The following is a 13,172-nucleotide window of genomic DNA, read 5'->3' as shown; positions in this document are numbered from 1 at the left end:
GTCCACCGATCTCACATTCCGGACACGCGGCACCAACTGTCAGCAGGCCCATCCCGACCTGAGAGACTGGGCACATGACCGACGCACCTGAGTTGACCCTCCCCGCGGACCTGAAGCCTGCCGATGGCCGCTTCGGCTGCGGACCGTCCAAGGTCCGTGACGAGCAGCTCGCCAACCTGGCGAAATCCGGTGCCACCTACCTCGGCACCTCGCACCGCCAGAAGCCGGTGAAGTCCCTCGTCGGCCGCGTGCGTGCGGGTCTGTCCGAATTGTTCTCCCTGCCCGAAGGCTACGAAGTGGTCCTCGGCAACGGCGGGACGACCGCATTCTGGGACGCCGCCGCGTTCGGCCTCGTGCGGGAACGTTCGCAGCACTTCACCTACGGCGAGTTCTCCTCGAAGTTCGCCACGGTGACCAAGGGCGCCCCGTTCCTCGCCGACCCGATCGTCGTCAAGTCCGACCCGGGCACCGCACCCGAGATCGCCTACCAGGCCGGTGCCGACCTGGTCGGCTGGGCGCACAACGAGACTTCGACCGGTGTCGCCGTGCCGGTCCGCCGCCCCGAAGGCAGTGAAGGCGCTCTCGTCGCCATCGACGCCACCTCCGGCGCGGGCGGCCTGCCGGTCAAGGCCGAGGACTTCGACGTCTACTACTTCGCGCCCCAGAAGTCCTTCGCCGCCGACGGTGGCCTCTGGATCGCACTGGCCTCCCCCGCAGCCGTCGAGCGCATCGGCGAGATCGGCGCGAGCGACCGCTGGATCCCCGAGTTCCTGTCGCTGACCACCGCGCTCGACAACTCCCGCAAGGACCAGACGTACAACACCCCGGCGGTGTCGACGCTGTTCCTGCTGGCCGACCAGATCGAGTGGATGAACTCCAACGGCGGTCTCGAGTGGACCACCGCGCGCACCCTCGACTCGTCGACCCGGCTGTACGAATGGGCCGAGAAGACCTCGTACACGACGCCGTTCGTCAGCGACCCGTCGCTGCGCTCGCAGGTCGTCGGCACCATCGACTTCGCCGACGAGGTGGACGCCGCCGCGGTGGCGAAGGTGCTGCGCGCCAACGGGATCGTCGACACCGAGCCGTACCGGAAGCTGGGCCGCAACCAGCTGCGCGTCGGCCTGTTCCCGGCCATCGACCCGGACGACATCACGAAGCTGACCCAGAGCATCGAGTACGTCGTCGAGCGCCTGGGCTGAGCTAGCTTTCCGTGAAGGCCTCCTTCCCTACCTTGAGCGTAGGGAAGGAGGCCTTCACGTATTTGGGGAAGATCGCGGCCAGCACCAGCAGCAGAAGGCCGTACAGCACAAAGGATTCCGTCGCCAGCCACCAGCCGAAGCTCCCGGCGGGCCGCGGCGCCAGCCACATCGGCGCGACGACGAACAGCGCCACCGTCACCACCGCGAGCCCGTACGAAACGATCGATCGCATCCAGACGAGCAGCGCGAGGATCGGGACGCACCAGATCCAGTGATGCGTCCAGGACACCGGCGAGACCAGCAGCCCGCCGATCGCGCAGGCGGTCAGCGCGAACACCGGTTCCGCGAGGCGCACGATCACGAACCCGGTCAGCGCGACCACCACGACCGCGGCCGCCACCCAGACGACGGACTCCGCCGATCCGAGCCCGGACCGCGCGAGCATCCCGCGCAACGACTGGTTGCCGACGTAACCGCTGTCGCCGATGCGGCTGGTGTCGAAGAGGATGTTCGTCCAGAACTTCGCCGACGCGCCGGGCGCGGCCAGCCACATCAGCGCGCCCGCGCCGAGGAAACCGGCCACGACCCGCGCCGCGGAGCGGAAGTCCTTGCGGAACAAGAAGAACAGGATGAAGAAGGCCGGGGTGAGCTTGATCGCCGCGGCGACGCCGATCAGCAGCCCCTTCGTGCGGGCGCGTCCCGGGAGCAGGGCGTCGAGGACGACCATCAGCATCAGCAGGGTGTTGATCTGGCCGAAGCCCAGCGTCGAACGGACAGGCTCCATGACACCGCCCGCCGCCTGCGCCCCGATCGCCGCCAGCACGGCGATGGCGCGGCCCCGCACCGCGGATCGATCGGTGAGCGAACCGTTGAGCGTCGCGACGAAGAGGTAGACGACGATCCCGCCCGCGATGATCGACGCGAGCCCGACCAGTCTCGTGGCGAGCGCGGCGGAAATCAGGGTGCCGGGCAGGAACACCGCCGCGGCGAACGGTGTGTAGGTGAAGGGCAGCCAGCCCCCGTGCGTCTGCACCCAGGTGCCGTACGGGTCACCCGCGTCGAGGAGCAGCCGCGCGCCGCCGATGTAGACCTCGAGGTCCTGGCCGTCGAACACCTTGAGGGTGAACAGCACGGCGACCACGACGACTTCGAGCGCGATCAGCGCCCCCGCGAGTTTCCGCCCCGACAATCCCACCAGCACCCGGCGAGGTTACCCACCGCCACCACGCAAGTAGTCCTCTGGTTGCGGTAGTGGGGAGTACCGACTACCGCAACCAGAGGACGAAACGCGGGTCAGGCGAGGGCCTGGGTCGGCGGGAGCCGGGCCGCGCGCATCGCCGGATAGGCACCGGCGACGGCACCGACCAGTGCCGAGACCCCGACCCCGCCGAGCAGGGCGCCGACGGGCAGCACCGCCGGCCAGCCCTGGCTCAGCGCGTACCCGGACGTCACGAGCACGCCGACCAGCACCCCGGCGATCCCGCCGAGCCCGGACAACAGCACCGACTCGGCCAAGAACTGGCCTCTCACCTGCCGTTTCGTCGCGCCGAGCGCGCGGCGGAGGCCGATCTCCCGGCGCCGCTCCAGCACCGAGATCACCATCGTGTTCGCCACCCCGACACCACCGACCAGCAACGCCACCCCGCCGAGCCCGAGGAACAGGGCGCTGTAGGTGTTCTCGGTCAGCTTCTGCGCCTCCAACGCCTCCGACGGACGTCGCACCTCGACCTCGTTCGGCGCCTCCGGGTTCATCGTCTGCGCGAGCACCGAGCGGACGTTCTCGACCTGCGAGTCCTTCGCCCGGACGTACACCGTGCTCGGATGCCCCTTGAAGCCGAGGAGCCGCTTCGCGACATCCCAGCCGACCAGCGCCGAGCGCTCGATCTCGGGCGCCAGCGGCGTCGGCCCGAGAATCCCGCCCACGGTGAACCACTGCCCGCCGATGAACACCTGCGGCGGTTTGGCCGGGTCGATGCGGTCGATCCCGAGCCGCGCGGCCGCGACCGAACCCAGCACGGCGACCGGGTAGTCACGGGTCGCGTCACGGAGGAACTGCCCGGTGCGGACGGCCCCGCCGATGACGTCGAGAAGATCCGGCGTCGCCGCGTAGACGCCGAGGCCGGACGTCTCGTCCTTGGGGATCTTGTCCGTGCGCCGCACGGACCCGCCGGTGCTCCCGGTCGCGGACGCCGCCGTGACCGGGGCGATCCGCTTCGCCATCGGCACCGCGCTGTCCGGCAGGGTCGCGTCGCCGCCGAACATCGTCTTGCCCGGCCCCGCCGAGAGCAGGTTGGTGCCGAGCGCGGACAGCTGATCTTGCAACGCCTTCGCGCCCGACGCCGGGATCGCGAGCACCGCCACCATCGCGGCGATCCCGATCCCGATGCCGAGCGCGGACAGCACCGCGCGCATCGGCCGCGTCCGCATCCCGTGCGCGCCGAGGGTCAGCACGTCACGCGGGCCGAGCCGGGCCGGATTCGGCGTCGGCACCTTGTCGAGGACGGGTGCGCTCACACCAGCACCCCCGTCCCGGTGTCGAGCCGGATCCGGCCGTCCCGCAGCTCGATCCGCCGCGGGATCCCCGCCGCGATCTCCCGGTCGTGCGTGATGATCACGACCGTCGTCCCCTGCGAACTCAACGTGGCGAGCAGGTTGAGGATCGCCGCGCCGTTGCCCGTGTCGAGGTTCCCGGTCGGCTCGTCGGCCAGCAGGATCGACGGCGAGTTGACGACCGCCCGCGCGATCGCCACCCGCTGCCGCTCCCCGCCGGAGAGCTCGTTCGGGAAATGGGTGGCCCGGTGCGCGAGGCCGACCCTGTCGAGCGCGGCCAGCGCCCGCTCGTGCCGTTTCCGCCGCGGCACCCCCGCGTACAGCAGCCCCGTCGCGACGTTGTCGACCGCGCTCACCCCCTCGCTGAGGAAGAACTGCTGGAACACGAAGCCGATCCACCGCGACCGCAACGCGGAAAGCTTGCGGTCCGGCAGCTTCGCGACGTCGTGCCCGCGCAGTTCGATGACGCCGTTGGTCGGCCGGTCGAGCGTGCCCATCAGCTGCAGCAGTGTCGACTTCCCCGAACCGGACGGCCCGAGGATGGCGACCATCTCCCTGTCCTCAATGGACAGTGTGACTTCGTGCAGGGCGCGCACGCCGCCGGGATAGGTGCGCGAGGCGTTGCGCACGGCCAGCACCGGGGTCATGACGTCGTCACCACCCGCATCCCGGCGGCGAGGCCGGTTCCGGTGACTTCGACGCGGCCGCCGGAGAACAGGCCGGTCTTCACCGCGATGAGCCGCCGCTTGCCGCCTTCGTCGACCTCGACGGCGTACCCGCCCTCGGCGAGCGCGAGCAGCGCCCCGACCGGGACCGCCAGCACTCCACTGTGGACTTCCTTGGTGAACCGCACCGAGACCGGCGTCGAATCGAGCGACCCCGCCGCGGCCGGATCGTCCAGCTTGATCTTCACCTTGATCTTCGGTTTGCCGTCGTCCTGCCCGGCGGCGTCCTTGCCGGTCTCCGCGACCTTGCCGACCTCGGTGATCACACCGGTCGCGGTCTTGCCGCCGGTGATGTCGATCCCGACCTTGTCCCCCGTCTTGGCGATGGCCTGCTTGGCGGCGTCGAGTTTGACCTCGACCTGACGTTCGGTGCCGGTGTACTTCAGCAGGTCACCGCCGCCGGGACCGCCGAGCTGCGCGGCGACCTGCGAAACCCGGATCTCGCCGGGCGCGAGGACGGCGTCGCCCTGGCCGAAGGTGCCGGTCTGCTCCACTCCCAGCGACTTCTGCCATTTCTTGATCGCGGCGGCGGTGGCCGAGGTGAACTTCTTGTCCGGCGTGCCGAAACCGCCGAAACCGAGCGCCTTCAGGTTCTCTTCCAGCTGCTTGACGTCCGGGCCGTCCGTGGCCCCGTCCGCGAGGTCACGGAAGAACGGCAGCGTGCCGTGGAACAACGGCACCGGTTTGGCGTCGACGCCGTACACGGCCTTGCCGCGGGTGAGCACCGAACCCGCGTCCGGAAGGGACGTGATGGTCCCCTGTTTCCGGCCGGCGAGGGCGTTTTCCGCGCCGTAGCCCAGCGTTCCGTTCGCCTCTTCTTCCTCCTGCAGGTCGGTCTTCTCGACCTTCGCGGTCTCCACCGGAGGCGGCGCCTGCCCGACCTGCTGGGCCTCCGACGTGACGCGGGTCAGCACGACCACCGACATCGTCCCGACCACGACGACCAGGACCGCCGCGATGATGAACCAGCGTGCCCGGCGCGAACGCCGTGCGCCGCCGGGTCCTTCGTGTTCGCTCATTTCGCCGGGGCCACCCTCATGCTCATGCCGAGACCGCAGGCCTTCGCCGCGTCTTCGAACTTCTTGGGATCGCCACCCGCGTCACCCAGCGCGATGGCGGCGCCACCCTTGCCGGGGTCGGGGTCCGGATCCGGGAAGTCGATGCCGTGGTCGCGCATGCACTTGGCTTCCTTGCGCATCTTGTCGAGCTCTTCCGGCGTCGGAGGCTTGATCTCGCCACCGTTCGGCAGCAGCTTGCGGCACGCCTCGTCCGCGGTCTTCATCTTCTTCTCGTCGAGCGGGACGTCGCCCGCGTCGAGGGTGATCGTGTCCTGGCCGTTCGAGTCGGTCTTGGGGTCGGGCATGTTGACCCCGTGCTCGCGCATGCATTTCGCGAAGTTGCGCCTCTTGTCCTCATCGGACACGTTGTCGGCCTGTTTCCCGTCGCCGGCACCGGCGGCGGGCGGCGACGAGATCGAGGCGACCTTGTCGCCGCCGTCCCCGCCACCACCGCAGCCGGACACCAGCGTGAGGACCGCTCCGGCGATCAGTACCGCCATCGGTCGTTTCCGCATCGCTGCTCCTTCGGTCGTCTTGGCGAACCGATTTCTACGGAAACGGCGATTCCGGCGCGGTAAGCGAAGTCGCTTATGCGGCGCTTACAGTCCCACTCAGCGACACAAAGATCGGATGTATCTACCGTCTTTACGGGTGAACTGGTGACCTGACGAGCCTTTCGGAGGTTCACATCGGATCTCTGGCTTCTTAGAGTCCTCGACGTCCACACCTCAGCGAGGAGGAGTGCATGAATCGCCGCAAGCCACTCAGGGCCCTGGCGGCCCTCGTCATCGCGACCACCGCGCTCGGCGTCTCACCCGCCGTCACGCAGGCCGCGCCACTCCCGTCCGACCACGCCTACGACGACCCCTTCACCGCCGACCGGACACGCTGGTGGCGCGACGACCGCTTCGGCCAGTTCATCCACTTCGGCGCGTACTCCCAGTTGCAGGGGAAGTACCAGCGCCCTGATGGAAGCGTTTGCCAGGACGCGGAATGGATCCAGCGGAACTGCCAGATCCCGCGCGCCGAGTACGAGCAGATGGCCGCGAAGTTCGACCCGTCCGGTTTCGACGCGAACGCCATCGCGCAGACGGCGAAGGACGCCGGGCAGAAATACGTGGTGATCACGTCGAAGCACCACGAGGGTTACGCGATGTGGCCGACGAAGGTCAACAAGTTCAACCTTCGCGATCATTCGTCGTTCGACAAGAAGCGGGACATCCTCGCCGAACTGAAGCGCGCGACGGCCGCACGCGACGTCAAACTCGGCTTCTACTACTCGATCTGGGATTGGCACGATCCCGACTTCCCGGATCCCGCGACGTTCCCGAAGTACAAGGAGCGGATGTACGCCCAGCTCAAGGAACTCGTCGACGACTACCACCCGGCGGTGCTGTGGTTCGACGGCGAATGGAGCACCGACCGGCCGAACAACCCCTGGTCCGAAAAGGACGGTGAGGAACTCGAGGCCTACGTCCGGAGCCTCGATCCGTCCATCGCGATCAACAACCGCGTCGGCAAACGGCGGGTGGTCGACGGTGACACCGGCACCCCCGAACAGGAGATCCCGGACAAGCCTGTCGACGGCCAGCTCTGGGAGTCGTGCATGACCCTCAACGGCAGCTGGGGATACACCGATTGGGACCACAACTGGAAGTCCGCGGCGGATCTGACCAGGAAACTGCTGTCGATCGCCGGCCGCAGCGGCAACTTCCTGCTCAACGTCGGACCCGATCGCACCGGCCGCGTCCCGCAGGAATCCGTCGACCGGCTGAAGCAGATGGGTCACTGGCTACGGACGAACAAGCAGTCCTCGGCCGTTTACGGCGCGGGCGCGCCAGGGCTCGTCGCGGAACCTCAATGGGGCGTGGTCAGCAGGCGCGGCAACAAGCTTTACGCGTCCGTGTTCGACTGGCCCGCTTCGGGCGGTTCGCTGACGCTCGACGCGTTGGCGCCCTTCCGGGTTCGTGATGCGCGGGTGCTCGGCAGCGGGCAGCGCGTCCGCGTGGAGCAGTCGTCCGGAAGCGTGAAACTCACGCCATCGGGCGGCAAGACGAACGACGTCGCGACCGTCATCGAGCTGAATGTCGACCCGCTGCCGCAGGCACCCGCCGGACGCGGGACGGGCCTGACCGCCGAGTACTGGCCGAACGCGGACTTCACCGGGACACCGACGGTGCGCCGCGTCGAGCCGGGCGTGAACCACAACTGGAAGTTCACCGGCTCGCCCGACGCGAAGATCCCGGCGGAGGCCTTCTCGTCGCGATGGAGCGGCCAGGTCACCGCGCGGGACACCGGGAAATACACGTTCACCACGGTTTCGGACGACACGGTGCGGCTGTGGGTCGACGGGAAACTCCTCATCGACAACACCACCCCGCACGGCCCGAGTGTCGACAAAGCGACCCTGGACCTGGTCGCCGGGAAGTCGTACGCGATCCGGCTCGACCACACCGAACGAGGTGGGGAGGCGTCGATGAAGCTGCTGTGGTCCAGCCCGAACACTCCCCAGCAGGTGATCCCGGCGCGGCAGTTGCACCCGGTTGGCTGAAGGGGACTTTCCCCGCATCTCACGCGGCGAAGGGCGCTTTCCCCACATCACATGCGGGGAAAGTCCCCTTCAGCCCCCACCCGGCTGATCCACGCTTATCCCGCGCTTACCCCCTCCCGGGGCAGACTGACCTGGTGAGAGTGCTGGTAGTGGAAGACGAGCGGCTCCTGGCGGACACGATCGCCGAGGGCCTGCGACGGTTCTCCATGGCCGTCGACGTCTGCTACGACGGCGAACAGGCCCTGGACCGGGTGGGGGTGCACGGCTACGACGTCGTCGTGCTCGACAGGGACCTTCCCGTCGTGCACGGCGACGAGGTCTGCGCCGCTGTCCTCAAGACGGGCGGCGAGGCGCGGGTCCTGATGCTGACGGCCGCCGCCGACGTCAACGACCGGGTCGCCGGGCTGGGGCTGGGCGCCGACGACTACCTGACGAAACCGTTCGCGTTCGCCGAACTCGTCGCGCGGGTGCAGGCGCTGTCGCGGCGCGCGCGGCCGGCGCTGCCGCCGGTGCTGGAACGCGGCGGCGTCGTCCTCGACCTGCCCCGGCACCAGGCGTCCCGCGACGGCCGGTTCCTTCCCTTGTCCCCCAAGGAATTCGCGGTACTGGAGGTGCTCATGCGCGCCGAAGGGGCCGTGGTCAGCGCGGAGGAACTGCTGGAGAAGGCGTGGGACGAGCACGCCGACCCGTTCACGAACGCCGTCCGGGTGGCGATGATGACGTTGCGGCGCAAACTCGGCGATCCGCCGGTGATCGAGACCGTGCCCGGCGCCGGTTACCGGTTCGGGTCATGAAACCGCTCCGGCTTTCCCTGCGCACCAAGCTGACCGCGCTCTACGGTGGGGCGTTCCTGGTCGTCGGGCTCGCCCTGCTGATCGTCAACTACCTGCTGGTCAGTTCGTCCCTGCCGGACACGGCTGCGTTCGCGAACGACAGTGCCGCGGGGATCTCCCTCCAGCGCGCCCAGACGTATCCGCTGGACGAGGCGACCATCATGCCCGTCGAGCGCGCCCAGGCCACGCAACTGGTCGCGACCTCGATCACCGAGTACCGCTCGGACGTTCTTTCGACGCTGCTTTGGCAATCCCTGGTGGCGCTGGCGATCGCGGGCGCGCTCGCGGTGCTGTTCGGCTGGATGATGGCGAGCCGCGTGCTGAGGCCGCTGCACGCGATCACCTCGACCGCGCGGAAACTCGAGGCCGAGAACCTCGACCGGCGGATCGACCTCGACGGCCCCGACGACGAACTCAAGGAACTCGCGGACACCTTCGACGGCATGCTCGACCGGCTCGCCGTGTCGTTCGACAGCCAGAAACGCTTCGTCGCCAACGCCTCCCACGAACTGCGGACCCCGCTCGCGGTGCAGCGCACGCTGGTCGAGGTGGCGATGGCCGATCCCGACGTCAGCCCGGAGGTCCGGAAACTCGGCGAACACCTGATCTACACCAACGAGCGCAGCGAGCGGATGATCGAAGGCCTGCTCGTGCTCGCGCGCAGTGATCGCGGCCTGGCCTCACGCGGCCCCGTCCGGCTGGACGAGGTCACGGCGACGGTGATCCGGTCGGCGGCGGCCATGGCCGAGGAAGCGGGCGTCACGGTGGAGTCGCGGCTGCGGCGGCGGACGGTGTCCGGCGACCCCGTACTCCTGGAACGGCTGGTCACGAACCTCGTGCACAACGCCATCACCTACAACCGCAAGGGCGGCTGGATCCACGTCGACGTCGGCGGCGATCCGGCGCTGGTGGTGCGCAACACCGGCCCGCAGGTGCCGCTGGACGCCGTTCCCGCGCTGTTCGAGCCGTTCCGGCGGCTCTCGGGCGACCGGACCGGGGACTCGCGCAACGCCGGGCTCGGCCTGTCGATCGTCCGGTCCATCGCGACCGCGCACGCCGGGACCGCGGGCGCGGAACCCGGCGGCCGGGGCGGCGGACTGGTCGTCCGGGTGCGGCTGCCTTAGATTCCCCCGATCGTGACGGTGCGTGTCCGGCGCGTCACTCTGCGAGCCACGGATTGCTCCAGCAGAATGCACTTGCTGCCATGAACAAAATAGTGAGCAGGACACATGACATCGGCGCGCCTCGCACGTCAAGGCGACGCGCCGTACTAGCGTTGACACCCACAAAGGTGAAGAGCAGGGGAGGCGAAAATGCGAGCGCTACGAGTGGTCGGGCTGCACGAGGACGGTAAGTCCATCGTGTGCGAAGACCCGGCGAGCCGCACGCGTTTCCTGCTCCCCGCGGATGAGAGGCTGCGAGCGGCGGCGAGGGGTGACATCACCCGCCTCGGCCAGATCGAGATCGAGTTGGAGAGCCAAATGCGGCCACGCGAGATCCAGGCACGAATCCGGGCCGGTGAGTCCGTGGAGCAGGTCGCGAGCAGCGCCGGCGTCACCGTGCAGCGTGTCGAGCGGTTCGCGTACCCGGTCCTGCTCGAGCGTTCGCGTACCGCCGAACTGGCCCAGCGCGCGCACCCGATCCGCGAAGACGGCCCCGACGTGCAGACGCTCGGCGAGGTCATGGCGCACTCGTTCGGTCTCCGCGGCCACGACTACAGCCAGGCGACCTGGGACTCTTGGCGAGGCGACGACGGCAAGTGGGTCGTCGTGCTGAGCTGGAAGGCCGGCCGGTCGGACAACCGCGCGCACTGGTCGTTCGCGCCCGGCGCGCACGGCGGCACCGTGCAGGCGCTCGACGAGAACGCCGAAGTCCTGCTCAACCCCAACGCTTACCGCGCTCCGCGTACGGTCCGGGCACTGGAACCGGCCAAGGAAGCCGTCGTCCAACCCACTCTCGACAGTGCTCCCGAAGAGCAGGTCGCGAAGGTGATCGACGCGCCGATAGCGGAGCCGGAAGAAGACATCGAGCCACCTCCCGCGGCTGACGAGCCGGCGGAAGTGGCCGAACCCGCCCCACGGGCGAAGGGGAAGAAGAACCACCCCATAGTCCCATCCTGGGAAGACGTCCTACTGGGCGTCCGATCGCAACGAGGTTGAATTCGCACGTAATGGCCCCTTCCGGTGGAGGGGCCATTACGTGCGTCCAGGGACCTGCGCGACCAGGGATTTCGGCGCCACGAGGCAGTACGCGTCGGTGACGATCCGCTCGATCTCGGCCCAGTCGACGTCGACGTCCAGCCGCACCCCGAGCCATCCCCGGTGCCCGACGTACGGCGGCCGGAAGAATCGCTCCGGCTCGGCGCCCACCAGTTCCTCCTGCGCCCCGGGCGGCGCCGGGCACCAGAAGGCCAGCTTGTCGTCGTGATGCTGATCGGCGTACATGACGAACGTCTTCTTGCCGCGCACGAACCAGGTCGGCTCGCCGTGACTGAGCCGCTCGGAGGTCTCCGGCAGCGCGAGGCACAGCCGCCTGAGCAAAATGAGCGGATCACCGGCCATGGATCTCAGTATCCCCGTTCCGCGAACGTGTCTAGAAGACGACGATCAGCACGCCGATCCACGCGATCACGATCCCGGCGGCGGCCCCGAAGGACGCCCACCGCACGATCGGGACGCGCCGCGCGAGCCACAGCGACGGCGTGATCCCGCCGGTCACGACGGCGGACGCGAGCAGCGCCAGCCAGCCGTTGGTCTCACGCGCGAGGGTGTTCGCCAGCGCCAGCATCGCGACGACGACCACGGCCGCGGCGAACGCGGAGACGGTCAGGCCGGTCAGCCACGGCGTCGGCTCCCCGGCGGGGTCCGGCGTGCCGAAAAGGCGCCGCGCGAGTTCGTTGCGGGGGGTGGGGGCGGGCGGGTCGATCATGACGCCGTCGCCGGAGACGGGGTCGACGAACCGGACCGACGTGCCCATCGTGGCGGCGACCCGCTGGGCGAGCTGGCGGCCCCGCTGGGAAACCACGGAAGCGGCCTCGGTGCCGGTTTCGCCAGGACGGGCGGCGGATCCGACCGCGGACGCGACGCGCGCCCACTCGTGCAACGCCTGGGCGAGGTCTGAACCAATCGCGAGTGAATGCGGGTCCACCTCGCGGGCGGTTTCGCCGCCGGGCCCGGCCAGCACCGCGCGTCCCTCACGGATCCGCAATTCCATGGGTTCTCCTCGTGATCGCTCGGGTGCTCACGATAGCGGGGGACGCGTCTCGTAGAACGCGATCGCGCCCGCTGTGGCGACATTCAGCGAGTCGACGCCCTCCGGCATCGGAATCCGCACCGCGACGTCGGCGGCGGCGATGGCCTCTTCGGTCAGGCCGGGGCCCTCGGCGCCCAGCATCAACGCGACCTTCTCCGGTGCCTGGTCTCGCAACTGGCGCAGCGAAACGGAATCCGCACGAGGAGTGAGGGCCGCGATACGAAAACCGCGTTCCCGCAGCAGTTCCAGGTCCGATGGCCACGATCCGAACGTGGCGAACGGGACACGCAGGACGTGCCCCATCGAAACGCGGACGCTGCGCCGGTACAGCGGATCCGAGCAGCCGCCGCCGAGCAGGACCCCGTCGACACCGAGCGCGGCGGCGTTGCGGAACAGCGAACCGAGATTCTCGTGGTCACCGACGCCTTCGAGCACCGCGAGCACGCGCGCGCCGTCGATGACCTCTTCCACCGTGGGCGGCGGAACGGGCCGGTCCGCGACGGCCAGCACCCCGCGATTCAGGTGGAATCCGACCACCTCGGCCATCGTATCGGCCGACGTCATATAGCCGGGGGCGTCGACTTTCGCCAGGTCGGCGCCCAATTCGCGGAATCGCCGCTCCACTCCGAGGAGGGCTCGCACCGGGTACCGGGACTTGAGAAGACGCTCGACGACGACGGTGCCTTCGGCGATCACGAAGCCGCGCCCGCCCGGCCTGTCTGGCCGCCGATCGGCTGTGGACAAGTCGCGGAAATCGTCGACCCGCGGGTCGGCGGGGTCGTCGATGGTGATCAGTTCGGCCACCCGGAGAGTGTGTCATCCGCCCGCCGCGAGCCGTTTGCCTCCGAACGTCTACCGGCAGGTGGTACGAACGGGCGTATTTTGCTGTAAGTTAACCCCTGGTGACAGAGAGCACCAGTTTGGCCGCTAGCCGGGCGACGGCGATGCGTGAAACCGTTGGGCCGCCTGGCAGTCCCGCCTGGAATCCCGCGGAGCGTGGC

At 69.1% G+C, this 13,172-nt stretch carries 13 protein-coding genes; 5 read left to right on the top strand and 8 right to left on the bottom strand.

Annotated elements, in window-relative coordinates:
* Positions 1-74 precede the first annotated feature (74 nt).
* Positions 75-1,202, top strand: coding sequence for a phosphoserine transaminase (gene serC / locus ACLJRM_RS36475; protein ID WP_410600213.1), 1,128 nt, complete (start codon positions 75-77; stop codon positions 1,200-1,202).
* A gap of 1 nt (position 1,203) precedes the next feature.
* Here the strand turns inward: serC and ACLJRM_RS36470 are convergent, their stop codons facing one another.
* From ACLJRM_RS36470 to ACLJRM_RS36450, 5 genes are all read right to left on the bottom strand, one after another.
* The gene (locus ACLJRM_RS36470; protein ID WP_410665663.1) at positions 1,204-2,403 is read right to left on the bottom strand and encodes a glycosyltransferase 87 family protein; all 1,200 of its coding nucleotides are present in this window, start codon (positions 2,401-2,403) and stop codon (positions 1,204-1,206) included.
* A gap of 92 nt (positions 2,404-2,495) precedes the next feature.
* Positions 2,496-3,716 carry an ABC transporter permease gene (locus tag ACLJRM_RS36465; protein WP_410665662.1) on the bottom strand — a complete coding sequence of 407 codons (1,221 nt, stop codon included), beginning with the start codon at positions 3,714-3,716 and terminating at the stop codon, positions 2,496-2,498.
* Positions 3,713-4,399: an ABC transporter ATP-binding protein gene (locus tag ACLJRM_RS36460; RefSeq protein ID WP_101610843.1), complete on the bottom strand. Its 687-nt coding sequence runs from the start codon at positions 4,397-4,399 to the stop codon at positions 3,713-3,715. Before ACLJRM_RS36460 ends, ACLJRM_RS36465 begins: the two co-directional genes overlap by 4 nt.
* Positions 4,396-5,496: a peptidoglycan-binding protein gene (locus ACLJRM_RS36455; RefSeq protein WP_410665661.1), complete on the bottom strand. Its 1,101-nt coding sequence runs from the start codon at positions 5,494-5,496 to the stop codon at positions 4,396-4,398. Before ACLJRM_RS36455 ends, ACLJRM_RS36460 begins: the two co-directional genes overlap by 4 nt.
* A complete protein-coding gene (locus tag ACLJRM_RS36450) occupies positions 5,493-6,050 on the bottom strand; it encodes a hypothetical protein (RefSeq protein ID WP_101610845.1) in 558 nt (185 codons plus the stop codon). Before ACLJRM_RS36450 ends, ACLJRM_RS36455 begins: the two co-directional genes overlap by 4 nt.
* 230 nt (positions 6,051-6,280) lie before the next feature.
* Here ACLJRM_RS36450 and ACLJRM_RS36445 point away from each other — a divergent pair, with 230 nt between their 5' ends.
* The 4 genes from ACLJRM_RS36445 (at position 6,281) to sepH (ending at position 11,078) form a co-directional block, all read left to right on the top strand.
* A complete protein-coding gene (locus tag ACLJRM_RS36445) occupies positions 6,281-8,086 on the top strand; it encodes an alpha-L-fucosidase (protein WP_410665660.1) in 1,806 nt (601 codons plus the stop codon).
* Positions 8,087-8,220: 134 nt separating this feature from the next.
* Positions 8,221-8,880: a response regulator transcription factor gene (locus tag ACLJRM_RS36440; protein ID WP_101610847.1), complete on the top strand. Its 660-nt coding sequence runs from the start codon at positions 8,221-8,223 to the stop codon at positions 8,878-8,880.
* The gene (locus ACLJRM_RS36435) at positions 8,877-10,043 is read left to right on the top strand and encodes an ATP-binding protein (protein ID WP_101610848.1); all 1,167 of its coding nucleotides are present in this window, start codon (positions 8,877-8,879) and stop codon (positions 10,041-10,043) included. Before ACLJRM_RS36440 ends, ACLJRM_RS36435 begins: the two co-directional genes overlap by 4 nt.
* Before the next feature lie 189 nt (positions 10,044-10,232).
* A complete protein-coding gene (gene sepH, locus ACLJRM_RS36430) occupies positions 10,233-11,078 on the top strand; it encodes a septation protein SepH (RefSeq protein WP_101610849.1) in 846 nt (281 codons plus the stop codon).
* Between the two features lie 36 nt (positions 11,079-11,114).
* Here the strand turns inward: sepH and ACLJRM_RS36425 are convergent, their stop codons facing one another.
* From ACLJRM_RS36425 to ACLJRM_RS36415, 3 genes are read right to left on the bottom strand one after another with little or no spacing between them, the layout of a single operon-like run.
* On the bottom strand, positions 11,115-11,480 hold the full coding sequence (locus ACLJRM_RS36425; RefSeq protein WP_410665659.1) for an MmcQ/YjbR family DNA-binding protein: 366 nt from the start codon (positions 11,478-11,480) through the stop codon (positions 11,115-11,117).
* A 31-nt stretch (positions 11,481-11,511) separates the two neighbouring features.
* Positions 11,512-12,132, bottom strand: a complete 621-nt coding sequence (locus tag ACLJRM_RS36420; RefSeq protein ID WP_101610851.1) for a DUF2537 domain-containing protein — start codon at positions 12,130-12,132, stop codon at positions 11,512-11,514.
* 27 nt (positions 12,133-12,159) lie between these two features.
* The gene (locus ACLJRM_RS36415; protein ID WP_101610852.1) at positions 12,160-12,975 is read right to left on the bottom strand and encodes a TrmH family RNA methyltransferase; all 816 of its coding nucleotides are present in this window, start codon (positions 12,973-12,975) and stop codon (positions 12,160-12,162) included.
* Positions 12,976-13,172 lie beyond the last annotated feature (197 nt).

It is taken from the genome of Amycolatopsis sp. lyj-84 (assembly GCF_046549075.1).
Taxonomy (GTDB): Bacteria; Actinomycetota; Actinomycetes; order Mycobacteriales; family Pseudonocardiaceae; genus Amycolatopsis.
The sequence above is the reverse complement of the archived record's forward strand: the minus strand, read 5'-3'. Positions and strand labels throughout refer to the sequence as shown.

Bases quoted from the DNA above. Each gene is read 5' to 3' on its own strand.
- serC (WP_410600213.1), top strand. From the start codon at position 75: ATGACCGACGCACCTGAGTTGACCCTCCCCGCGGACCTGAAGCCTGCC.
- ACLJRM_RS36460 (WP_101610843.1), bottom strand. From the start codon at position 4,399: ATGACCCCGGTGCTGGCCGTGCGCAACGCCTCGCGCACCTATCCCGGC.
- ACLJRM_RS36455 (WP_410665661.1), bottom strand. From the start codon at position 5,496: ATGAGCGAACACGAAGGACCCGGCGGCGCACGGCGTTCGCGCCGGGCA.
- ACLJRM_RS36450 (WP_101610845.1), bottom strand. From the start codon at position 6,050: ATGCGGAAACGACCGATGGCGGTACTGATCGCCGGAGCGGTCCTCACG.
- ACLJRM_RS36445 (WP_410665660.1), top strand. From the start codon at position 6,281: ATGAATCGCCGCAAGCCACTCAGGGCCCTGGCGGCCCTCGTCATCGCG.
- ACLJRM_RS36435 (WP_101610848.1), top strand. From the start codon at position 8,877: ATGAAACCGCTCCGGCTTTCCCTGCGCACCAAGCTGACCGCGCTCTAC.
- sepH (WP_101610849.1), top strand. From the start codon at position 10,233: ATGCGAGCGCTACGAGTGGTCGGGCTGCACGAGGACGGTAAGTCCATC.
- ACLJRM_RS36425 (WP_410665659.1), bottom strand. From the start codon at position 11,480: ATGGCCGGTGATCCGCTCATTTTGCTCAGGCGGCTGTGCCTCGCGCTG.
- ACLJRM_RS36420 (WP_101610851.1), bottom strand. From the start codon at position 12,132: ATGGAATTGCGGATCCGTGAGGGACGCGCGGTGCTGGCCGGGCCCGGC.